Here is a 23,034-nt window from a genome sequence, read left to right as displayed (position 1 = left end):
AAATAACATTTGCTGTAATGATAGCTAAAGCCTATATTTGCAGCATTCAAAAACAAATTCTACGGGCATAGTTCAATGGTAGAATAGAGGTCTCCAAAACCTTTGATCTGGGTTCGAATCCTAGTGCCCGTGCTAAGTAACTCTTAACACAAGTAAACTAACAAATGGCAAAAGTACTTGATTTTTTTAAAGACTCTTATGTCGAGGTTACCGAAAAGGTAACTTGGCCTACATGGGCGCAATTGCAAAATCATGCGGTCATTGTGCTTGTTGCTTCTGTCATCATAGCTTTGGTGATCTTCGCCATGGATAAGGTGTCGAGTAACGTGCTAGAGCTTTTATACGGAATAAACTCTTAAATTTACAGGAATCATAAAGTATGGCGGATCAAAGTCTGAAGTGGTACGTAGTTCGTGCTGTAAGTGGTAAAGAGAAAAAAGTGAAGCAATATGTGGAGGCGGAGATCAACAGACTCGGCATTCAACATTTAGTCACACAGGTACTCATTCCCATGGAAAAGTATTATCAAATGCGCGATGGCAAGAAAGTGGCCAAAGAGCGTAACTACTACCCTGGATATGTGTTGATCGAAGCAGCGTTGGACGGAGAGATCGAGCACGCAATCAAAAACGTAAATAGTGTAATTGGATTCCTTGGTGACAAAGCTGGTAATGCTATTCCTTTACGTCCATCTGAAGTAAATCGCATCTTAGGTAAAGTAGATGAGATGGCTGAGCAAGGCGAAACCATTAATGTACCATACTATGTCGGCGAAACTGTAAAGGTAAACGACGGTCCATTCAACGGCTTTACAGGTGAGATTGAAGAGGTTCACGAGGATAAAAAGAAACTGATTGTGATGGTGAAAGTTTTTGGTCGTAAAACACCTTTAGAACTTAACTATATGCAAGTGGAAAAAGAATAACTTATATCCACAAAAATATACCAAAGCCCTTTTGCTCTTAGCAGAAGGGCTTTTTTGTTAGATTCATGCTTATCACGCTCGATATGCTTATTGATGTTTACCCCGGAATGTTCTCCCATATAATTTTTGATTTGCTGTTTTAACCCTAAACCAAAAGGCCGAGAAGTAGTGAATACTTCTCGGCCTTTCCGATTGTAATATCAATAGGAGGAGTTACATTAACTGCTTCAATAAACTTGTCCAACTTACGTTTTGTTGAATAATTTGCTGAAGCTGATCCACGCTTACACGCTCTTGCTCCATGCTATCACGATGGCGAATCGTAACGGTATTGTCTTCTAACGTTTGGTAGTCAACAGTAATACAGTAAGGTGTTCCAATAGCATCTTGACGACGATAACGCTTACCAATTGCGTCCTTCTCATCGTATTGGGTGTTGAACTCCAGCTTTAACATTGATAGTATTTCACGTGCTTTGTCTGGCAAGCCATCTTTTTTGGTCAGCGGCAATACGGCTGCTTTCACCGGAGCAATGGCCGGGTGGAATTTCAACACCACGCGGGAATCTTGCTTCTCGTCGGTAGATAGGTCTTCATGCATCAAAGAGTTGGCAAAGACCGTGAGAAACAAACGATCTAAACCAATAGAGGTTTCGATGACGTAAGGCACGTAGTTCTGATTGATCTCCGGATCAAAATATTGCAACTTCTTACCAGAAAATTTCTGATGTTGGCTCAGGTCAAAATCTGTTCTGGAGTGAATACCTTCCACCTCTTTAAAGCCGAATGGAAAATCGTATTCTATATCTACCGCTGCATTGGCATAGTGTGCTAGCTTAGCGTGATCATGATAACGGTATTTGGCGGCATCTGGGCCTAAGGCTAAATGCCACTTCAATCGAAGCGCTTTCCACTTATCATACCATTCCATCTCCGTGCCCGGGCGAACGAAGAATTGCATCTCCATCTGCTCGAATTCGCGCATACGTATAATGAATTGACGTGCTATGACTTCGTTACGAAAAGCTTTTCCGATTTGCGCAATACCGAAAGGAATCTTCATGCGGCCAGTCTTCTGTACATTCAGGAAGTTGACGAAGATACCTTGAGCTGTTTCTGGGCGAAGGTAAACCTGTTCAGCTCCGTCGGCCATAGCGCCCATCTGTGTGGCAAACATCAGGTTAAACTGGCGTACATCCGTCCAGTTTTTTGTACCAGACATCGGGCAGACGATATTATGCTCTTCAATAAGTGCCTTAAGTTTAGCTAGATCATCCGCATTCAAGGCTGCATCCAGGGCCTCTTGCAGTTGCGCTGCCTTATCGCTCTTGCCGTCTTTTTCGTAACGATCTATTTTATCCTCAATCAGTTGATCGGCACGGTATCTTTTCTTAGAATCTTTGTTATCAATCATCGGATCGCTAAAGCCATCGACGTGGCCGGAAGCTTTCCAAGTGGTAGGGTGCATGAAAATAGCCGCGTCAATACCGACTATGTTGTCATTTAATTGCACCATAGATTTCCACCAGTAGGTTTTTAAATTGTTCTTCAATTCAGAACCCAGTTGCCCATAGTCGTAGACAGCGCTGAGGCCATCATAGATCTCGCTAGACGGAAATACGAAGCCATACTCCTTTGCATGCGAAATGATATTCTTGAAAAAATCGTCTATCTGTTTGCTCATAAGAGGCAAATATAATTATTTAACGCATGGAAATCTGCATACGTGTATTTTTGTAAAGTAGTCTCTATTTATACAGGTCTCTGATCTGCTCAGCAGCATTTTTATTGTCCACTTTTTTGATGATGTGTGCGATCTTACCCTGCTCGTCAATTAAAAAGGTAGTCCTTGCCGTACCCATATATTTTTTACCATACATGTTTTTCTCCACCCAAACACCATAGTCGTTGACGATCTTTTGATCTTCATCGGCCAGTAGGTTGAAAGGTAGTTCATACTTGGCAATAAACTTTTGGTGTGATTGTTCGCCATCGATACTTACACCAACTACTTCAAAACCCTCGCTTAAAAGGCTCTGGTAATTATCTCTAAAGTTGCAGGCTTCCGTGGTGCAACCAGGCGTATTATCTTTCGGGTAAAAATATAAGATTACGCGTTTTCCTGTAAAGTCTGACAGGTGAATGGTTTCGCCTTGTTGATTCTTTGCGGTGATCGCTGGTGCTGTATCACCCACTTGTAGTGTGCTCATAACTTTTTATTTATCGTGTAAAATCTGCTTGATATACTCGCTCATTGTCTTTCCAATCCCTCACTACCAATCGAAACTGGTGCTTTCCCTTACTTAATGAGGCTTGGAAAGTATGCCAAAGATGTCTGTTTTTGGGGTCGTACTCCATCAATACCCATTCCCCGTCAATATAACCGTTGAAAGATTGGATGCCAGAAAAATTATCAGAGATCGTGAAATCAATTCTAGATTGTTGTGCTACATTTTTACCTTGACTTAGGTTTCGCGGTGTAATGTTTGGCGCCACTGTATCTACAGCCACATAGAAGGAGCCCAGGTTGCGCGTGTTTACAACTACCCAGCCATCTTCGAACTTGCCGCCTTCGGATCCAGACTGTGTGGAAGCAATAAGCGCTTTATCGCGTAATCTTTCCGGCAAGTTCGTTGGTTTAATCCGTAACTGGTATGTTGTAAATAAAGATGTCAGCTGATTGTGTACATGATGAACTTCCGAATAGCCACCTGTAGGTTTGACACTGTTGCTATAGACGAAGTCTAGATCCGTGTATAGCACGCCCTTTGGAATATCAAGCTGAATGTTTTCATTGGCAAATTTATTGTTCTTGCTATGAGGCATTAGTTGTCCTTTCACAGCATTGGCTGTTGGCCGATAGTTAGCCGAATTCTGAATCTGAAAGTTCAGTTCAGAACAATTGCCTTTCACATCTTTAATCACATACTTTACGTCATGCACTTGATCATCTTGCAACTCCAGAATACCGTCGTTTGGCAGGTGGTGAAAGATCTCAATCGGATTTCCCGGGTCTTTAAAGCTTTTCTGATATTTTGCTTTCGAACGTTTCCAATGCGCATAATCAATGTATGAATGAATGCCTCGAGAGGTGTTGAAATCTAATTCCTCAAACAATATTGTAGACATCGGCTTTCCATCTATAAACAGCTCGATGGAGTATACGCCGTTTTGAAATCCTCCGGCCCGATGCCGATCAATCGCATTAATACCCAATCCGAATTTTCCATTCACTTGTACCACAGCGTTATTGCTTAGTTTATAATCCGTAGTGCTCACAGCACGTACTGATACCGGTCGGCGAAAGGTGTGTTCATTGAAAATACCATCTTCCATATCGTACACCATCAAACCTTGTATAGTAGGCGCAAAACGATCGACAAATTGAAGGCCAAAGAGCTGCGTGTTTAAGGGGTGCTGACTTTTTGTATCTCTAATTTCGAAGTGCAAATGCGGCCCTCCAGAAGCCCCAGTATTGCCAGAATTCGCAATGACATCGCCTTTTTTGAAGCTCACGACACCTTTATCGACCATTACATCCACATCAAAGCGCTTTTGCTTGTACTGTTCAGCTCGGATTACATTTGTTAGGGCATCATTGAAGGTTTCTAGGTGTAGATATACCGATGTATAACCATTGGGATGGTCTATATAAACCGAATTTCCACCACCACCAATCTGCACGCGCACACGAGATACCTGCCCATCTGCAACAGCGTAAACGGGTAGTCCGGTGCGTTGCTGTGTACGATAATCATCTCCTGCATGAAAATGTGTGGATCGCAGTTCTCCGAAAGTGCCAGAAGCGTCTGGTGTAATGTTTAATGGCGAGCGAAAATAATTTTGAGGGTAGTCTCGCGTCGTGATGATGTCTTTGTTTTGAGCTTGTACTGCCGTACTTCCGATGAGGCAACCAAGCACACTAGTCAATATTTTTCGCATTGTTTATTTTATAGAGCAGCTGAACATTTTTTTATCCGCTAAGTAGCCGATTAGTTGATCGCCAATTTGTACCGGCCCAACGCCCTCGGGAGTACCTGTGTAGATTAAATCTCCTTTTCTTAGCGTAATGCGCGCAGATATATAAGCAATAAGCTGATCAAAGTTAAAAATAACATCTTTCGTGTTTCCGACCTGCACTATTTCACCATTCTTCTGTAGCGAAAAGGATAGGTTTGATACATTTCCCAATTCTTCTTTGGGAACCATCGGACTAATTACTGCAGATTGGTCAAAGGCTTTGGCCAATTCCCAAGGCAGACCTTTTTCTTTGTGTTTTTGTTGAATATCGCGCGCTGTGAAATCAATACCAAGGCCAATGGCATCATAATACTTGTGGGCAAACTTTTCCGCGACATGTTTTCCCTCATTGCAGATTCGTAAGACTACTTCTACTTCGTAATGAACGTCCTTAGAAAACTCTGGATAATAAAAGTCTTTGTTATCTCGCAACACGGCAGTGTCTGGTTTCAAAAATATTACCGGCTCTTCGGGAATCGGATTGTTAAGTTCTTTAGCGTGATTTATATAATTACGTCCTATAGCGACTATTTTCATGGGGTATTATTTAAATGTGATGTATGCGTTAGGTTTATGACTTAATCTCCCCTCAGAACAAATATAAACAAATCAGTTGCCAGCACAAGGACGAATGTGGGGCGTACTGTTACAAATAAGGATAGTATCGTAAAAAATACATAGAAGATTATCGATGTTGTAGGGCGGTATTTATACGGTTTTTTGTGCTTTATAGGGGGGGTGAGAACAATTTCAGGTATATAGGCTTTATAAACATTGAAAAAGTTACTACTATTGTGTAATCACTAACAATATTCGGAGACTTTTACCTAAAAACTCTTCTACTTTTATTGAATACACTAATTGCGTTTTTAAATACAAACACACACAACTACACTAACTATCTATCATGAGTAAAAAACTATTTAGTTTTCTTTTGTCGTGGCTATTTCTGGTGGGAATAGGCTACGCGCAAACCCGAACAATTACTGGGAATGTCGTTTCTGCACGAACTGGCGATGTTTTGGCAGGAGCCACTGTTCGAGTTACAGGAACCGATGTGGCAACACAAACTAATGCGCAGGGGAAATTCACTATTGATGTTCCCAGTGGCAGTTCAACGCTTACTGTTGACTTTGTAGGGATGCAGGAGCGAATCTTTACCATCGGCTCGCAAGACAATATCAATATTCAATTGGATGACGACGACCAAAGTGTAGGTGAAGTCATTGTAACGGCTTTAGGAGTTCAACGAACGAGAAACTCTTTAGGATATAGCGTACAAGCTATCAAAGGGGAAGATTTGACGATGGTACGTCAGCCCGATCTAAATACGGCTTTAGCTGGTAAAATTGCGGGTGTGCAAGTACAATCTACATCTGGTGCAGCCTTCGGTACATCTACCATCCGTATTCGCGGTATCAATTCACTCTCTGGTGGAAACCCGATTTACGTAGTTGATGGGATGATTACTGATCCGGAAGCGGTCAATATGGATGATGTGGCAGACCTTACCGTGCTGAAAGGCCCAGCGGCGACCGCATTATACGGTCAGCGTGGATCGGAAGGTGCAGTCGTTATTAAAACATTAGGAGGACGCACACGCGACGGGATTGGCGTTAACTTTAATCAGGCAACTTCTTTCGAAAGTGTTTATCTGTTGCCTAAGTATCAAAATGAATACGCGGGTGGATACTCACAAGAATGGAGTACGTATAACCACAATCCAAATATTGCTCCAGACTATCTGGCACCCTACGATGGTGTTAATATCCTGAACTATGGAGCCGACGAAAGTTGGGGTCCACGTATGGATGGAACGATGTATATGCCATTCTATGGCTGGGATCCGTCACATCCACAATTTGGTCAGTTAACGCCTTTGGTCGCTCAACCAAACAATGTACGCGACTTTTACAATACTGGCGTAAGTGCCAATACCAACGTGGCTTTTGATAAAGCAGGCGATAATTACCAAACTCGGTTCTCTTTCACCAATGTATCACGTACCGGTATTGTGCCAAATAGTAAGTTGGGAAGAAATTGGTTGTCAACTAATTCATCACTGAACCTTACCGACAGGCTGACGGTTTCTGCCAATGTGAACTTCCAGCATGAAGTGTATAATAACCGTCCGAAGGATGGATACAGCTCACAAACGACAGGCTCTTTCAATCAGTGGTTCCAGCGCCAGTTAGACATGAACACTTTACGTGACTATAAACGCCCGGATGGTACCTTCAGAAGCTGGAATATTGTTAGTCCAACCAATCCAAATCCAGCGTACTGGGATAATCCTTATACAGAAGTATTTGAGAACACACAATTTGATACATACCAGCGAATCTATGGTAATATTACTGCAAATTATCAACTGACAAATGCTTTGAGTGCAGCAGTAATAGCTAGGGGAAACTTTTTGCAGGTGGAGGAAACGGGACGTATTGCTAGTGGTACACTGCAGCAAGACAGCTACTCACAGTACATGAATAACCAAGATGAGGTAAACTACGTCGGTACATTAGCCTTCAAAGAACAATATGGAGACTTCACCGTAGATGCAGCCGCCTTTGGTGAATATCGCCGTAATCAACGTCGTTTCACGGATGCAGCTACCGCTGGCGGATTAGCTGTTCCGGGTTTATATACCTTGGAAGCGTCGATTGACAGACCAACGGTGCAAACTCGGTACTTTGACCAACGGGTCAATTCCTTGTATGGTTATGCAGCAGTCGGATATAAAGAATTTTTATATTTAGAAGGTAATATCCGTAATGATTGGTCTTCCACCTTGCCAAGAGATAATAATTCCTTCTTATACGGAGGTCTATCTACTTCATTTATCTTTAGCCACTTTATTGAGCCTAACGAGTTTTTCTCCTTTGGTAAGTTGAGAGCATCATTTGCGAAAGTGGGTACAGATACCGATCCTTATCAGATTTTACAAACGTACAGTATCCGCAACGCATATGGCAGTAATCCTTTGTTGACGGTGCCAGATGTTATTCCAAATGCGAATCTTTTGCCAACCTTATCTACCTCGTATGAGATCGGTACAGAGTTGCGGTTCTTCAACAGCCGGTTATTGTTCGATTTTAACTACTACACGCGTAGCGCTACCAATCAAATCCTTAATCTACCAGTATCCGGTACAAGTGGTTTCGCACAAAGCTTAATTAACGCGGGTCGGATTGATAACCATGGTTACGAATTCACTTTGGGAGGTACACCAATTCGCAATAGCAACTTTAAGTGGGATCTGAATGCCAATATAGGTATCAACAGAAATCAAGTCGTCCGTCTGGATGAGCAAGTAAGCAACCTGCAAATTGAGTTAGATAATACACCTTCCTCGTTTGGTTTCGTAGGTTCTCCGTTGATCACTTTAAATGCGTATGAAGGGCAGCCTTATGGTCAGTTGATCGGTATGGGTATTGTAAAAGACGAAAACGGTAACCGCGTCGTAGGTGAAGATGGTTATTACTTACGCGAAGACAACATGAATCTTGGGAGTATTATTCCAGACTTCACCGGAGGTCTTACTTCGTCCTTCTCCTACAAAAATTTCCGCGCCGGGTTTTCACTGGATTTCCAAAAGGGTGGTAAATACATGTCTATTTCTTCCATGTTTGGTAATTATACAGGCGTATTGGCGGAAACTGCTGGCTTGAACGAAAATGGCGTTCCGCGTCGCGATCCTGTCGAAAACCGCGGTGGAACCTTGTTGCCTGGTGTGAAAGAAAATGGCGAAGTCAATGACATCTTTGTAGATACGCAAAATCTCTATGAGAACGATATGTTTTCTCTGTGGGAAGAATGGGTGTACGACCGTAGTTTTATCAAATTACGCGAGGTGAACATTGGTTACGATCTTCCAACTAGATTTTTCCAAAATACACCGTTTAAATCCGCGAGTTTCTCGCTTATTGCGACTAATCCTTGGTTGATCTATGCAAAAAACCGCAATGTGGATCCCTCTATTTTAGAAACATCTTGGTTTGAAGGCGGACAGTTACCAAGCACACGTTCTTGGGGTTTTAGCCTACGTGTTGGTCTGTAAGCACAACGTGAATAATAAAATATATTAAAAAGCTCAATAACCATGAAAAGATATATAAAACAACTGAGTGCTTGTGTGATGGCTGCCACTGTACTAAGTAGCTGTACCAAGAACTTTGAATCCATCAATACAAGTCCGAACGACGCATTAAATCCGAACACCACACTATTGTTGTCTAATGCGTTGCGCTCTTTGGGCAGCCAAACGGAAGGTGTAGCCGGCTGGGCTAAAGACTTGTATCCACAGTACATGTCCGAAATTCAGTACACCAGTGAATCTCGGTTTCAAAATACGATCTACAATTTTTATCCTATCTACAATGTGCCATTGCAGGATTTGCAAACCATTATTGCACTAAACATGGATCCTGTAGCTTCTACCCAGGCTTATGTGACCGATGGTGGAGATAGCGAGAGTCAGATTGGTGTTGCTCGCGTATTAAAAGCATTCTATTTTATGCACATGACGGATCGCTGGGGCATGATCCCATATAGTGAAGCCTTGCAAGGTAGAGCAAATCTAACTCCGAGTTATGACTCACAAGAATCTGTATATAATGCATTATTTGTAGAATTGACAGAAGCACAAGAGCAGTTGGGCGGCGGTGGACCGGTTAGAGGCGACATTCTATTTAATGGTAACGTAGGCCTTTGGGCAAAATGGGCAAACACCTTACGTATGGCTGCCGCTTTGCATATCCGCAAAGTAAACCCTGAAAAAGCTCGTACAGAATTCCTAGCTGCATATGAGGCAGGAGCCATGACTACCAATGCAGATAATGCGTTATTCCGCTACCTAAACGACGCCAATAACCAAAGTCCTTTATTCAATAATTATGAAGTAACAGGTCGTGTAGATTATGCGGTTAGTGAGTATATGATCGAGCAGCTGGAATTACACAATGATCCAAGGTTACCTATTTTTGCGCTTCCTGCATTAAGTACGGGTACCTATGTTGGTATGCCATTTGGACTGATTCAAGGGCAAACTGGAGCATACAACCGAGAAAATGTTTCTTTAATTGGAGATCGTTTTACAGCACAAAATTCGGTACTACCACTTAGTACTTATGCTCAGGTAGAGTTTATGTTGGCAGAAGCCGCATTTCTAGGATGGATTCCAGATGCACAAACGCATTATTTGAATGGAATACGAGCGTCATTTTCTCAATATGAAGTGGAAGATCTAGAAGAAGCTTACACAGCGTATGTCGCTCAGCCATCAGTGGCCTACAGTACAGCTAATGGTTTAGAACGAATTATCACACAAAAATGGTTTGCTAACTATATGGCTAACGGGTATGAATCATGGACCGATTGGAGACGTACCGGTTTTCCTGTGTTAGATCCTGGGCCTGCACCGCAAAATACCAACGGCAGCTTGCCACGAAGACAGGGTTATACCACCGAGGAAGCAGGTCGTAATAGTCAAAGCTATCAAGCTGCGATAGGCCAACAAGGTCCAGACGCGCTGACTACACGTGTGTGGTGGGACGTAGAAGACTAAAGAAAGAGGTTGCCAATAGTTAGAATTGGCTATGTAAAAGGGATTACGTAAGTAATCCCTTTTGTTTTTAATATAAAGTCTGTTATAACCTAGTTTGATGCAAAATAATCGGTTTAGCTTATTGCTCTTTCAATTTTATTTGTAAATTGGGCAAATCAATTATATACATACACACAACATGAAAAGAAGAGAGGTCATCAAACAAATGTTTGTGATGGCGGGTGGTATATTGATCGCTAGTTCCTGCGATTTTAGTGGTAAGAAAGCATCCATCACCCTTCATAATGTCGATTTTTCGGCAGACGATGAAGTACTTTTGGGAAGATTAGTCGACGTCATTATTCCGGAAGATGATTCGCCAGGCGGTAAATGCCTCAATTTGCACTTGTTTGTGATGAAAATGCTGGACGATTGTGCATCTCCAGAGCAACAAGAAGCTTTTACGGTTGGTCTCAAGAAGTGCCATAGGGCAGATAAAGGAGATGATGCCGAGCTATTGAACTATCTGAAAGGTCTATCCGACGAAGATCAGTTTGCTACTATCTTGAAGGCGCGCACACTACAAGGTTACCTTAATTCGGAGTACGTGATGACGAACAAATTGATCTATGAATTAGTGCCGGGAAGATACGATGGTGCTGTGAAAATAAATGCGTAAGACAGTTATGGCAAATATAAATATTGACTCCGTCAAAGATAGAACGTACGATGCAATTGTGATTGGTTCGGGAATCAGTGGTGGCTGGTCAGCAAAAGAGTTGTGCGAAAAGGGGCTGAAAACGTTGGTACTGGAGCGCGGTCGGGATGTGAAACATATCAAAGATTATCCCACCACGAATATGAATCCTTGGGAGTTTGAGCATCGAAATGAAATGCCCTACGAAAATAAGAAGGAGAATCCAATCGTTAGCCGTTGCTATGCGTACCATGAGGATGCCGCGCATTTCTTCGTGAAAGACCAAGAACACCCCTACGTACAAGATAAACCATTTGATTGGATCCGTGGCTATCAGGTTGGTGGTAAGTCGCTACTTTGGGCGCGGCAAACCCAGCGCTGGTCAGACTTCGATTTCGAAGGGCCACAGCGTGATGGTTTTGCTGTGGATTGGCCCATTCGTTATGCTGATCTAAAACCGTGGTATGATTATGTAGAGCGGTTTGCAGGCATTTCGGGTGACAAGGATGGCCTACCCGAACTGCCAGATGGAGAGTTCCTGCCAGGCTATCCACTCAACGTGGTCGAAAAATATTTTAAACAAAAAGTGGAAGGGAAATATCCGGAGCGTAAAGTTATATCGGCTCGCTGTGCACATATCTCGAAGCCACAACCTATCCATATTGAGCAAGGACGTACACAGTGTCAGAATCGTACATTGTGCCAGCGTGGCTGTCCATTTGGAGGGTATTTTAGTTCAAATGCTTCCACACTGCCCTGGGCTGCGAAGACCGGTAATATGACCTTGCGCCCCGATGCGGTTGTGCACTCCATTCTATACGATAAAGATAAGAATAGAGCTATCGGCGTTAAAGTGATTGATAGAAATACAAAAGAGGAGATTGATTTCTTCGCTAAAGTGATTTTCGTTAATGCCGCAGCGATTAATACCAACCTAATTTTATTAAATTCCAAATCCGAACGTTTTCCAAACGGGTTGGGTAATGATAGTGGTACATTGGGCAAATACGTCGCATTTCACAATTACAGTGCGAGAATCTATGCAGAATATGAAGGATTGTTGGATTACGCTACAGCAGGCCGTAACCCGGCTGGTGGTGGTTACATACCTCGATTTCGGAACTTACACAAACAAGAAACGGATTACCTCCGTGGCTATGCTGCCGGATTTGGCGCTTGGCGATCTCAACATTCCGATCGGACTGGCTGGGGAGATGATTTGAAAAACTCCCTGCTTAATCCAGAATGGGGAAATTGGGGTGTAGGTTCACATATGATGGGAGAGACCATTCCTAAGGAGGCAAGTTATGTCGCATTAGATAAAACAAAAAATGATGACTGGGGCATTCCTTTGCTACATATCTCGGTAGATTATGATGATAATGACGCCAAGATGAAGAAGGATTATCTGGACACTATGGAAGACATGTTTACAGAAGCCGGTTTTACCAATATTCGTAGAGATGAAAACTCACAAGCGCCCGGTCTAGATATCCACGAAATGGGCGGTGCTCGCATGGGACATGATCCAAAAACTTCAGTACTCAATAAATGGAACCAAATGCACGATGTTTCCAACGTTTTCGTTACAGATGGTGCAGCCATGACCTCTACATCTACCCAAAATCCATCGTTAACTTATATGGCGTTCTCAGCCAGATCTGTTGATTATGCCGTAAAAGAACTGAAGAAAGGCGCTATTTAGCGCTTTTCTTCTTACGTATAAATCCTTTTGTACGAGGTATATTCCTAAATTAATCCAAGTATTTTTCAAAAACATTTCGCTAAATCGTTAAAGTTTTGTTAATTGCTTCGAGAACAATACAATTATAAACATCGGAGGCTTAGCTTATTCTTCACACGGTAAGCGTTTTTACCGGCCAACGTTAAAACGATTTAGCACAATTTTAAATTTTATGATGTATGAAAAACATTAACAATCCTGATGGCCGTCTGTGGACTGCGCTACTGGCTGTTGCTGCGCTAAGCTTCAATACGCTGCAAGCGGTTCCACTTAAACGCGATGGCGAGCGATTACAGATTACGCAACGTCAGGAGACGATACTGGGCCGTGTAAACGACGCCAGTACCAACGAACCAATTAGTGGTGTTACTATTACCGTTAGGGGAACCAATGTGAGTACCCAAACAGACGAAAACGGGCAATTTAGCATTGAGGCTCAAACTGGGCAAACACTGGTCGCTTCCTTTTTAGGCTACAAAAAAGCGGAGATGCGGGTTAGCTCTTCCACTGTTAATTTCTCTTTAGATACTGAAGGGGAAGATCTGGAAGAGGTCGTAGTCGTAGGTTACGGTACCATGCGTAAGTCTGACGTGACTGGATCCATTTCTGTTGCTAAAGGCGAGGAAATGGTCAAAGCACAGAACTTTAGTGCACTGGACAACTTACGCGGACAAGCTGCCGGGGTAAATGTGTATTCCAACTCTAGTCAACCAGGTGCCTATGCCAATCGTGTAGTAATCCGCGGTACGGCTACCATCAATTCGGCCTCCAATCCTTTATATGTTGTTGATGGAGTAGTGATGGAAAATTTCCACTTACTCAACCCGAACGATATTGAGCGCATGGAAGTCTTGAAAGATGCTTCTTCTGCCGCGATATATGGTGCGCGTGGTGCCAATGGTGTTATCTTGGTGACTACCAAACGAGGTAGCAAAGATGGTCGCAGAACCTTGAGCTATCAAGGATCGACCAGTATCAGCTCCCCTCAACGTTACATGGATCTCCTGAATGCCGAAGAGTGGGTACAGACCTTCATGATTGGTTTGGAAAACGAAAATCGTTACCAACCGGATACATACAATTGGTCATTAGATCGTAGGGATTGGTTCAATGACCCGAATTACTTCGATGGAAACGGAAATCCTTTATTCGATACCGATTGGCAACGTGAGGCAACCCGCACGGCTATCTCTCAAAATCACCAGTTGAATATTCAGCAGGGCGATGAAAATTCGTCTATGGGTGCCTTTATCAACTATACGGATCAGCAAGGTATTGTCAACAATACTTTTAATAAGCGTTTGAATGGTAAGTTGGCTTATGATACCAAAGTAAAAGAATGGCTTTCTGCAAGTATTAATTTAACAGCTAACCATACGTTCGGTCGTTTTACGCCAGAAGATGGCGGTGGTCAGGAAGCACGTCGTACCATGATTGAGATGCTACCTTGGTTGCCGATTTATCAACCAGATGGACAGTATTCATTTTCTGGCTCATCTAGTATCAATGGTGTTCTTGGATTTGAGGGAATGTCTAATCCCGTATCTATTCTGGATCTGCAGGAGAGAAGACGTGCCAACACCCAGATTTTTGGTAATGCAGCGCTGACTTTTCATCTGGCGGATGGATTAGATTTGAAAACTCAGTACGGTGTAGATAAGCAAAGAAGATTGTACAATGGTTATTCTTCTATTTTGTTACATAACATTTCTCGACCAAATGGTTGGGCGGAGATCGAAAACGAAGATACTTTTTACTGGCAACAAGAGACCTATTTAACGTATAACAAGCAGTTTGATAACCACCGTATCAATGCGATGGCGGGTTTGTCTTGGCAGGAACGCACACGCGATTTCAGCTTTAACCGTACAGAGGGTTTTACGAACGACTTCTTTAAGTGGAACAATATGGGAGCTGGTTCTCTACCACAGGCGCCAGAATCTGCTTACGATCGTTGGGCAATGAATTCCTACTTTATGAGAGCATCGTATACCTTAAACGATAAGTATACCGCAACGGTGACAGGTCGTTACGACGGATCATCTAGATTTGGTGCGAATAACAAGTATGCCTTCTTCCCATCTATGGGTCTTGCTTGGATTGCTTCCAATGAATCGTTTTTACAAGGAGTTTCTTGGTTGAATAATTTGAAATTCCGTAGTAGCTTCGGTATTACAGGTAACTCGGAGATTAATCCTTATCAAGCGATAGCGAGAGCATTGAATGGTACACAGGTATTAAATAACACGCGCGTACCTTATTCCTACCTACAATTCCTACCTAACCCAGACCTTCGCTGGGAAAAAACAGCTACCATCGATGGTGGTTTCGAAATGGGCTTATTTCAGAACCGTTTGAACTTTGATGTATCTTACTATAATCGTAGAACGACAGACTTATTGTTAGAAGATCCTCTTCCTTATGCATCTGGATTTAATTTCGTGATGCGCAATATTGGTGCAGTAAATAACAAAGGTCTGGATATTATGATTAGTGGATCGCCAGTGCGGAATGATAACTTCCAATGGACATCTACCTTAAACATGAATTACAACAAGAACGAGGTAATTCGTCTGGGAGACGATAATGCAGATATTTTGTTAAATAACTTCGTAGGAGCGCCAAACAGTATTATCCGTGTTGGCGAAAACTTAAATAGCTTCTATGGATACCGTCGCGATGGCATCTTTACGGTAGAAGATTTTGAGAATGGCTTGATTACCGAAGAGCAAATCGGTAGACCGAATCGTTCGGCAAACCAAGAGATCTTAGGTAAAGGTATTCCAGACTGGTCAGGAAGTTTTATCAATACGTTTGCCTATAAAGGTTTTGATATGACGGTAGATATGCAAGTGGTCTATGGCGTAGAAACATTACAACAGTTTTATCACTCTACCTACGACCGTTTTGGTATTACCAATGGCTTGCGTGATATCTTAACAGACGCGTACAGCCCATCGAATCCGAATACAATGCAACAGGCGATCTTCCTGACGAACAACGGCCATGCCGGACAAGATACTCGGGTAGACTCTTCTTGGATTGTCGACGGTTCTTTCCTTCGTTTCAATCTAGTCCAGTTGGGATATACGTTTGATTCAGAATGGGCACAGCGTTTAGGTATCTCTGCTTTGCGTGTATACGCGAGTGCAAACAACCCTTGGGTAATTACTTCTAAAGCTTTTAGAGGCTATGATCCGGAAAGTACGTCTACGGGAGATGAGAACAAATTCGGACAGAACGTTACCTTCTTCTCTTACCCAAGAGCGAAGACCTTTACGTTTGGTTTGAATCTTACCCTGTAATTTTACCACATAATATTTGACAGCGATGAACATTAAATATATAGTATTAGGCCTTTGTGGATCAGCATTGCTGACCATGAGTGCCTGTAAAGACTTCTTAGATGAAAATCCAAGAACGGAGGTTGGCGGGGATAGTTACTATCAAACGCAAGCCCAAGCATTAGAGAATATCAATAGCTTATACCGTATTGGCGGACCATCTTTGTATGGGAATGCCAACGGTGCTTACCAAGCACCATTTGCTTCTATCCCTGTAATGCTTACCGGTTATTTTACCAACAGCTACGAAGGGCAGGAGCAGATCAATCAATACTCCCGTTTGCTTACCCGTCAACAAAATACACGTGTGGTTTCCGGGCGCATGAATGATATTTGGAATAGCTCTTTTTTGGCCATTAATATTGCCAATGGAGCGATCAAAAATATTCCAAACATCGAAATGGCCGAAGATTTAAAAACACGTTATGTTGCAGAGGCCAGATTTTTTAGAGCCTTCAACTACTTCTATCTGGTAAAAATGTTCGGAGCATTACCGCTGTCCACAGAAGCTTATGATTCATTGGATCGTGATTTCTTCTTGAAGCGTAGCTCTGTTGAAGAAGTATATGCCGTGATCGAAGAAGATTTGATTGCCGCAGTAGAAGCCCTGCCGGATGGCATTTTTAACACCAGTGGACGGCGCGTTAACAGAAATGTAGCCGCTATGGCTTTGGCGAATGTGTATTTGCAACAAAGCAAATATGCGGAAGCTGTAGAGTACATCGACATCGTAATTGCATCCGGGCATACACTGGAACCGAATACCGATCTTGCAGCAAACAGTGCTTACAACAAGCTACGTACGTCTGACAATTTAGCAGAAACGATCTATTCATTTGAGTTTGATCCCGTCATTAATCCGGGAGGCTCTTGGCCGACCTATGGGTTCACGGCGTCAGCTAACTCCGTATTCGATAAGTATACCATTTTTGAACGTGCGTATGGACCGACCAATCGCTTCTTAAATATATATGAAGATGATGACCTCCGTATTAAGCCTAATCAATTTTATCATTGGACCTATACCAATCCAGATAATGGAGAAACCTGGAACGGCGGAAATGTAGCTGGTGTGTGGTATTTCGTTGAAGAAGATGCTCTTTTAAACACAGGTCGTTCTATTAAAGATCGTAATATCTACCGCTATGCGGAGGCTTTGTTGATTGCTGCAGAAGCAAAGGCCAGAGCAACTGGAGTAGCTACAGCGGCAGGTCATTTGGCTGAAATCAAAGCCAGAGCGAGCACGACCGGCGAAACGGTTGCCACGATTACTAGTCAACTACAAGGCCTGTCCGTGGAGCAGTTTGTACAGGAAGTGTGGAAAGAGCGCTTGCGCGAACTACCTTTAGAGTTTAAGATGTGGGATGATTGTTTACGTACGGGTTTATTCCCTAACATCTCTGCCACGGTAAGAGGACAAGTTACATTCCAACCATTAGTAGGTGCTGCAAACGGTTCTAATGCTGTCTTTAAACAGTCAGATTTAGTTTTCCCAATCTCTATGGATGAGTTGCAACGTAATAGAAACCTCGAACAAAATCCAGAATATCAGACGAATTAATCTTTTTGATACTATTTTAGTAAAGCCACAGCACATATGCTGTGGCTTTTTGTTTTTTCCTACTGGGTTTAATAAAGGTCGTCGTCGAAGACCAACAGTCTGCCCTGAGACATTAGATTGCATCCGATTGAAATTGGTGAACAAAGTATATAGCCGAAGTAAATATTAATCTTTGCTAAATATTTTTTGTATAATGGTGCAAATAATATCACTTCTCGAACCAACAAACTGCGTATTTTAAAAACAATGTTTGAGAAGATGACTGTGTTCAGAAGATCGTTATGAGCGTAGAGAAACAGAAATTGTACTGGCTTTCCGGACTGATAGGTACACTTATAGGTTTAGGGATAAGCAGATTTGCGTATACTGCATTGATTCCATTGGTTATTGAAGACTCTTGGGTTTCCTCATTTGATGCTGCGCAACTGGGTGTGGCTGCTCTGGTAGGATATATGATTGGTCCTATCTTTATAAACGTAACAAAAAATCTATTTAAAAGTGCTCAGCTCATTAAGGCTTCCCTGATCATTTGCTCTCTCAGTTATATCATGTTCTCGATAAATAGTTTTGGCTTTCACTGGATGTATTTCTGGCGCTTTATGGCAGGTTTTGGAGGCGCTTTGCTGATGGTTTTATCTCCGACACTGGTATTGCCATACTACCGAAATGCCGCTAACAAGGGTTTAATTTTCGGGATTGTATTTTCAGGAATAGGCATAGGTATACTCATTTCGGGCGTAGTCATTCCATTTCTTTATGAAAGGCTGGGCTTATGGTATGTTTTGTGGTTTCTGGCCCTGCTTACTTTCCTGTTGACGATGGTCACGTGGAAGAGTTGGAGTTTTCTCCAGCATGAGCAAGACAGGCAAATCGCCAATATTGCAGGAAGCCCTAAACTCTCATTTATCAGCAAGAATTTTTTGTTCCTATTATTTGCCTATTGTTTTCAGGCGATTGGGTATTTGCCGCATACGTTGTTTTGGGTGGACTTCTTGGTACGACAGATGAACAAATCATTTGCTTTTGGCGGATTTTGCTGGGCAATTTTTGGAATAGGTGCTTTATCTGGCCCCATTCTTCTAGGTAAGTTGTCCGATTTCATAGGAATAAAGCAAACTATTTTACTAGGATTTGCTTTGGAAAGCTTTGCTGTTTTTATGCCGATTTTTTTTCAAAGCGATCCGGCATTTTACATTTCCTCCTTTATCGTAGGGGTATTCACTCCCGGAATGGTGGCGCTGACCTCAGCCTATGCGCTAAGTCTTTTCGGAGATATTAATTACAAGATGGCCTGGAGTAATATAACGTTAGGGTTTTCTATCTTTCAAGCCGCAGGAGGCATGATGATGTCTATACTTGTTAAAAATGACGATTATATACCGCTATTTTATATCGGAGGCGGTCTTCTGTTGATCTCTTTCGTGTTGATTTTGGCTACTAATAACAAAAAGACATATCAACGCGATTAAAGCAACGTATCCCCGAAGTTTACATGCTAAGATTGAATAATAGGTGCAATCTGCAATTTTTAGGGTGAGCGATGTCTATTATTGATCGAATTAAAATGCCCTACATTCGCATCCAATGTAGGGCATTTTAATCATTATGATTCGCTAGGCTGTTCGACTAAACAAATGCGTTAAATGTCTACTGTAGCGTCCATTTCAAAATCTTCGTGCATTAAGTGTACAATTTCTGTCGCTTTCTCGTAGTTGGTTGATTTTTTAGAAAAGAAGTCGTGCTGTGTAGTCTCTGTACTTAATCCATTCAACACAATAGGGTTTACCTGCTTCACCTCAAAGATTGGCTCAAAAGCCAAGTTCATTAAGGCTTTATTGCCATTATAACGCACGTACTCCTTTACTTCAGCGGTAAGACCTACTACCGTATAGAGTTCTTCTGTATACTTCAACTCGTTCTCATATAAGTCATTTAAGAGCGTCAAGAAACGTGCTTTTACGGCTTCTTTATTTGGTAAACGATTAAAGACCTCTTGCGCCATTAAACCCACGAATACACCGTGAATTGACTCATCTGCGATAATCTTCTTGATAATGTCAGCAGAAGCAACCATTTGCCCTTGGCCACACAACCATAGTGGTAGGAAGAAGCCAGAGTAGAATAAGAAAGACTCTAACAATACCGATGCACCCAAGGCCATAAAAAGCTCTTCGTCCGTCACATTTTCTTTATCGATCGCACGATAGTACTGGTCAATAGTAGATGCTTTGTATTGTAAGAATTTATTTTCCGAAACCCAACCAAACACGTCATTGATCTCATTAGTAGTAGACACGGTCGTAAAGATCGTGGAGTAAGATTTGGCATGAATGGCCTCCATCATACACATGTAGGATAACACTGCCTTGTTTTGCAAAGAATTGATATGATCAATAATCTTGGGCATACCTGTATGACTTTGCAAAGTATCCAACAAAGTAAGACCGCCTAAAGCTTTCTTATAACACTCTTTCATGTCCCAGCTCAATCCCTTCCAGCTATCAATATCTTTAGAGGGAATGTATTCGGTGTCTATCCAGAACTGTCTGATATTCTGCTCCCAGAACATTAATGCGTAATCGTTATCGGGTGTGTTCCAGTTTACTGCCGTATATTGTTTGCTCATGGTTGGGTATTTAACTTAAAGAAACTGAATCGGTAAACTATGAAAGTAGTTCCGATTCAGTTCCGATTGGGATTGAATTATACTATAATAATAAATATGCTATGCCGAACACGAGATACATTCCTCGATGGTCGATTTACGCGTACGGGTATAATACAAGGATTTGAGCCCTAGTTTGTGCGCATAAATATAATACTTCGCTAAGTCGCGGGTACTGTCTTTTGAATTGGTGTGTAAGATCGTAGACACACCCTGATCAATGTGGCGCTGAATCACGGAGATCATTTTCAAGACCTTCATCTGATCCATATCGTACGCCGATTTGAAGTAGAAGTAATTGTCATTCGTCAAGTAAGGCATCGGATAGTAGGTAGTACTATCTCCGTACTCGCGTACTTCGATAATGTCTACGATAGGCATTACCGATGCTGTGGCATTCATGATGTAAGAGGTAGATTGATTAGGTGCAATCGCTAGTCGGTAAGCGTGGTAGATACCGTGCTCTTTGACCTGAGCTTTCAGGTTGTTCCAATCTTCGATAGTAGGAATGTGCACGCCTTCGAATAATTCCTTCACCTTATCTGTTTTAGGAAGGTAATCGCGATCCAAGTATTTATCGAAATACGAACCATCTGCATAAGCAGATTTTTCGAAACCGACGAAAGTACGTTGACGCTCTTTCGCAATCTCCATCGATGCTTCTAATGAATAGAAGTTCATGGTCATAAAGAAGGTATTTGCAAAATCCAAGGCTTCGGTAGATTCATACATGATGAAACTCTTAGCTAAGAAGCCATGTAGGTTCATAGCACCTAATCCTACAGAATGTAACTCACGGTTTGCTTTGGCAATAGTGGGCACCATCTCAATATCGGTGACATCTGTCACTACCGTCAACGCGCGCATAGCCGTTTTTACGGTTTCCTTGATCCGCTTGTTGTCCATAACTGTAGCTACATTTAGCGACCCAAGGTTGCAGGAAATACCGTATCGAATGGTGTCTTCTTTGCCGTAAATATTGATGTCCGACACCTCAGAGACCTGCATGATCTCCGTACATAGATTAGAGAATTTTACGTTACCCACTCCTTTTAAGGCGTGTTCTCTATTCGCGTTTTCCTTATAGAAGATATATGGATAACCCGATTCTTTCTGCGTCTGTGCGATTTTCACCAATAGGTGACGGGCATTTATCTTCTTCTTTTTAATATTCGGATTGGTGATTAGCTCATCGTACATGGCATCCATGTCCAATTCATCCAAGTATTTGCCATACTCCTGCATCACGGTGTGGGGATAAATCAAATAGCAAGCTTCATCTTTTTCCGCCAATTCCATAAATTTGTCTGGAACGATAATGCCGATAGATAGCGACTTGATCCTCACTTTCTCGTCTGCGTTGATTTTCTTGCAATCTAAGAATTCCTCAATGTCGGAGTGGAATATGTTCAAATAAACAGCACCGGCACCGGGACGTTGCCCCAATTGGTTGGCATAAGAGAAGGTATCTTCCATGATTTTCATGATCGGTAATACGCCTCCAGCACGTCCTTCTACTCCTTTAATGGCTTCGCCACGAGCACGAATTTTCGAGATGTTGAAAGATACACCTCCACCAATAGAAGACAGCTTCATCGCGGAGTCAATTGCATAGCCGATACCATTTAGGTTATCGCCAACTTCGTCTAAGAAGCAGGATACCAACTCTCCAGAACGTTTCTTGCCTGCATTTAGGAAGGTAGGTGTAGCCGGTTGATATTCTTGGCTGATCATAATTTCAGCATACTCAATCGCTTTCTTTACACCTTCTTCGCGTGCCAAGAATAAGGAAACCGCCATCACGCGATCTTCATAGCGCTCTAAGAATTTTTCACCAGAATCGTCACGCAACGCATAACTTTGAAAAAACTTAAATGCCGCCATGAATGACTGGAAGCGGAATTTTTTGGCGTATACATAATCGTACACTTCTTGGATTTCCTCGAACGTGAACCATTGATAGAAATCAATGTAGTAGTTGTTTTCGATCAGGTAATCTACCTTTTCTTTTAGGTTGTAAAAGAAAACCGTATTCTTATTGACATACTCCAGGAAGTATGCTCTAACGGCATCTTTGTCTTTATGTAAGCTAAACTCGTCATCATGTTTGATCATGATTTCGTTGTTAAGCAATATCCAGTTTTTCGCTACGTCGTTTGCTATCATAATATTGATTTTTTATAATGTCAATAAAGGCATTAATGTCTACTAGTGTCCCCGAAAGTTCGAACTTTAAACCAATGGGGAGGTCGAAGTTTTCCGCGAGTTTATCTGCTGCAACGGCGAAGTTTCTTCCCCAATTGCGGTTGCCACTTGCACTGACCGAATGGATCATATGGCTGTATTTGTCTATGAAGGCTTGTGTCTTTTCAGGCACTTTGCCAAAGTTGATGGTGTAGGTCACCAAATGTCCCATATGCGAAGGTACCGTGTCCTCTTGGATACGGGTGGCTTCCCAACCCGTTATCTGGATCACTTTACTGATAAAGCGATCTACATTTCCTGTCTTTGAATCGTAATAAATATGAATCATGGAT

General features: G+C 42.2%; 16 protein-coding genes and 1 tRNA gene. 10 read left to right on the top strand and 7 right to left on the bottom strand.

From position 1 onward, the window contains the following. Nucleotides 1-61: 61 nt before the first annotated feature. The 3 genes from M8998_RS09030 to nusG all read left to right on the top strand — a co-directional run bounded on the left by M8998_RS09030 (nt 62) and on the right by nusG (nt 925). Nucleotides 62-132: transfer RNA gene (locus M8998_RS09030), tRNA-Trp, on the top strand. A 32-nt stretch (nt 133-164) separates the two neighbouring features. Then, nucleotides 165-359, top strand: a complete 195-nt coding sequence (gene secE, locus M8998_RS09025) for a preprotein translocase subunit SecE (protein ID WP_249992242.1) — start codon at nt 165-167, stop codon at nt 357-359. A gap of 20 nt (nt 360-379) precedes the next feature. Next, nucleotides 380-925, top strand: a complete 546-nt coding sequence (nusG, locus tag M8998_RS09020; RefSeq protein WP_066756857.1) for a transcription termination/antitermination protein NusG — start codon at nt 380-382, stop codon at nt 923-925. A gap of 213 nt (nt 926-1,138) precedes the next feature. Here the strand turns inward: nusG and M8998_RS09015 are convergent, their stop codons facing one another. The 4 genes from M8998_RS09015 to M8998_RS09000 all read right to left on the bottom strand — a co-directional run bounded on the left by M8998_RS09015 (nt 1,139) and on the right by M8998_RS09000 (nt 5,481). Further along, nucleotides 1,139-2,608 carry a glycine--tRNA ligase gene (locus M8998_RS09015; protein WP_249992241.1) on the bottom strand — a complete coding sequence of 490 codons (1,470 nt, stop codon included), beginning with the start codon at nt 2,606-2,608 and terminating at the stop codon, nt 1,139-1,141. 64 nt (nt 2,609-2,672) lie between these two features. After that, on the bottom strand, nt 2,673-3,134 hold the full coding sequence (gene bcp / locus M8998_RS09010) for a thioredoxin-dependent thiol peroxidase (protein ID WP_249992240.1): 462 nt from the start codon (nt 3,132-3,134) through the stop codon (nt 2,673-2,675). 10 nt (nt 3,135-3,144) lie between these two features. Beyond that, a complete protein-coding gene (locus M8998_RS09005) occupies nt 3,145-4,866 on the bottom strand; it encodes a M23 family metallopeptidase (RefSeq protein WP_249992239.1) in 1,722 nt (573 codons plus the stop codon). Between the two features lie 3 nt (nt 4,867-4,869). Then, on the bottom strand, nt 4,870-5,481 hold the full coding sequence (locus tag M8998_RS09000) for a fumarylacetoacetate hydrolase family protein (RefSeq protein WP_249992238.1): 612 nt from the start codon (nt 5,479-5,481) through the stop codon (nt 4,870-4,872). A 370-nt stretch (nt 5,482-5,851) separates the two neighbouring features. Between M8998_RS09000 and M8998_RS08995 the strand changes: the two genes are divergently transcribed. From M8998_RS08995 to M8998_RS08965, 7 genes are all read left to right on the top strand, one after another. Next, entirely contained in the window at nt 5,852-9,001 is a 3,150-nt protein-coding gene (locus M8998_RS08995) for a SusC/RagA family TonB-linked outer membrane protein (RefSeq protein WP_249992237.1), read from the top strand. Between the two features lie 42 nt (nt 9,002-9,043). Then, nucleotides 9,044-10,507 (top strand): SusD/RagB family nutrient-binding outer membrane lipoprotein, encoded by a 1,464-nt coding sequence (locus M8998_RS08990; protein ID WP_249992236.1) that lies wholly within the window; start codon nt 9,044-9,046, stop codon nt 10,505-10,507. 178 nt (nt 10,508-10,685) lie between these two features. Continuing rightward, nucleotides 10,686-11,165 (top strand): gluconate 2-dehydrogenase subunit 3 family protein, encoded by a 480-nt coding sequence (locus tag M8998_RS08985; RefSeq protein ID WP_249992235.1) that lies wholly within the window; start codon nt 10,686-10,688, stop codon nt 11,163-11,165. A gap of 7 nt (nt 11,166-11,172) precedes the next feature. Beyond that, nucleotides 11,173-12,888: a GMC oxidoreductase gene (locus tag M8998_RS08980; RefSeq protein WP_249992234.1), complete on the top strand. Its 1,716-nt coding sequence runs from the start codon at nt 11,173-11,175 to the stop codon at nt 12,886-12,888. Between the two features lie 218 nt (nt 12,889-13,106). Continuing rightward, nucleotides 13,107-16,232 carry a SusC/RagA family TonB-linked outer membrane protein gene (locus tag M8998_RS08975; protein ID WP_249992233.1) on the top strand — a complete coding sequence of 1,042 codons (3,126 nt, stop codon included), beginning with the start codon at nt 13,107-13,109 and terminating at the stop codon, nt 16,230-16,232. A gap of 25 nt (nt 16,233-16,257) precedes the next feature. Next, nucleotides 16,258-17,832: a RagB/SusD family nutrient uptake outer membrane protein gene (locus M8998_RS08970; RefSeq protein WP_249992232.1), complete on the top strand. Its 1,575-nt coding sequence runs from the start codon at nt 16,258-16,260 to the stop codon at nt 17,830-17,832. A 281-nt stretch (nt 17,833-18,113) separates the two neighbouring features. Beyond that, on the top strand, nt 18,114-19,301 hold the full coding sequence (locus M8998_RS08965; protein ID WP_249992231.1) for a YbfB/YjiJ family MFS transporter: 1,188 nt from the start codon (nt 18,114-18,116) through the stop codon (nt 19,299-19,301). A 170-nt stretch (nt 19,302-19,471) separates the two neighbouring features. Here the strand turns inward: M8998_RS08965 and nrdF are convergent, their stop codons facing one another. The 3 genes from nrdF to nrdI form a co-directional block, all read right to left on the bottom strand. Next, nucleotides 19,472-20,458, bottom strand: coding sequence for a class 1b ribonucleoside-diphosphate reductase subunit beta (gene nrdF, locus M8998_RS08960; protein ID WP_249992230.1), 987 nt, complete (start codon nt 20,456-20,458; stop codon nt 19,472-19,474). A gap of 99 nt (nt 20,459-20,557) precedes the next feature. Continuing rightward, the gene (gene nrdE, locus M8998_RS08955; RefSeq protein ID WP_249992229.1) at nt 20,558-22,663 is read right to left on the bottom strand and encodes a class 1b ribonucleoside-diphosphate reductase subunit alpha; all 2,106 of its coding nucleotides are present in this window, start codon (nt 22,661-22,663) and stop codon (nt 20,558-20,560) included. Next, on the bottom strand, nt 22,623-23,030 hold the full coding sequence (gene nrdI, locus M8998_RS08950; RefSeq protein WP_249992228.1) for a class Ib ribonucleoside-diphosphate reductase assembly flavoprotein NrdI: 408 nt from the start codon (nt 23,028-23,030) through the stop codon (nt 22,623-22,625). Before nrdI ends, nrdE begins: the two co-directional genes overlap by 41 nt. Nucleotides 23,031-23,034 lie beyond the last annotated feature (4 nt).

Source organism: Sphingobacterium sp. lm-10, from assembly GCF_023554555.1.
In the GTDB taxonomy this organism is placed as follows: domain Bacteria; phylum Bacteroidota; class Bacteroidia; order Sphingobacteriales; family Sphingobacteriaceae; genus Sphingobacterium.
The sequence above is the reverse complement of the archived record's forward strand: the minus strand, read 5'-3'. Positions and strand labels throughout refer to the sequence as shown.

What these genes read in the sequence shown, in the direction of transcription:
- M8998_RS08970 (WP_249992232.1), top strand. Translation starts at nt 16,258, where the DNA reads ATGAACATTAAATATATAGTATTAGGCCTTTGTGGATCAGCATTGCTG.
- M8998_RS09015 (WP_249992241.1), bottom strand. Translation starts at nt 2,608, where the DNA reads ATGAGCAAACAGATAGACGATTTTTTCAAGAATATCATTTCGCATGCA.
- M8998_RS09005 (WP_249992239.1), bottom strand. Translation starts at nt 4,866, where the DNA reads ATGCGAAAAATATTGACTAGTGTGCTTGGTTGCCTCATCGGAAGTACG.
- M8998_RS09000 (WP_249992238.1), bottom strand. Translation starts at nt 5,481, where the DNA reads ATGAAAATAGTCGCTATAGGACGTAATTATATAAATCACGCTAAAGAA.
- nusG (WP_066756857.1), top strand. Translation starts at nt 380, where the DNA reads ATGGCGGATCAAAGTCTGAAGTGGTACGTAGTTCGTGCTGTAAGTGGT.
- M8998_RS08975 (WP_249992233.1), top strand. Translation starts at nt 13,107, where the DNA reads ATGAAAAACATTAACAATCCTGATGGCCGTCTGTGGACTGCGCTACTG.
- nrdE (WP_249992229.1), bottom strand. Translation starts at nt 22,663, where the DNA reads ATGATAGCAAACGACGTAGCGAAAAACTGGATATTGCTTAACAACGAA.
- nrdI (WP_249992228.1), bottom strand. Translation starts at nt 23,030, where the DNA reads ATGATTCATATTTATTACGATTCAAAGACAGGAAATGTAGATCGCTTT.
- nrdF (WP_249992230.1), bottom strand. Translation starts at nt 20,458, where the DNA reads ATGAGCAAACAATATACGGCAGTAAACTGGAACACACCCGATAACGAT.
- M8998_RS08980 (WP_249992234.1), top strand. Translation starts at nt 11,173, where the DNA reads ATGGCAAATATAAATATTGACTCCGTCAAAGATAGAACGTACGATGCA.
- M8998_RS08995 (WP_249992237.1), top strand. Translation starts at nt 5,852, where the DNA reads ATGAGTAAAAAACTATTTAGTTTTCTTTTGTCGTGGCTATTTCTGGTG.
- bcp (WP_249992240.1), bottom strand. Translation starts at nt 3,134, where the DNA reads ATGAGCACACTACAAGTGGGTGATACAGCACCAGCGATCACCGCAAAG.
- M8998_RS08965 (WP_249992231.1), top strand. Translation starts at nt 18,114, where the DNA reads ATGAGCGTAGAGAAACAGAAATTGTACTGGCTTTCCGGACTGATAGGT.
- M8998_RS08990 (WP_249992236.1), top strand. Translation starts at nt 9,044, where the DNA reads ATGAAAAGATATATAAAACAACTGAGTGCTTGTGTGATGGCTGCCACT.
- secE (WP_249992242.1), top strand. Translation starts at nt 165, where the DNA reads ATGGCAAAAGTACTTGATTTTTTTAAAGACTCTTATGTCGAGGTTACC.
- M8998_RS08985 (WP_249992235.1), top strand. Translation starts at nt 10,686, where the DNA reads ATGAAAAGAAGAGAGGTCATCAAACAAATGTTTGTGATGGCGGGTGGT.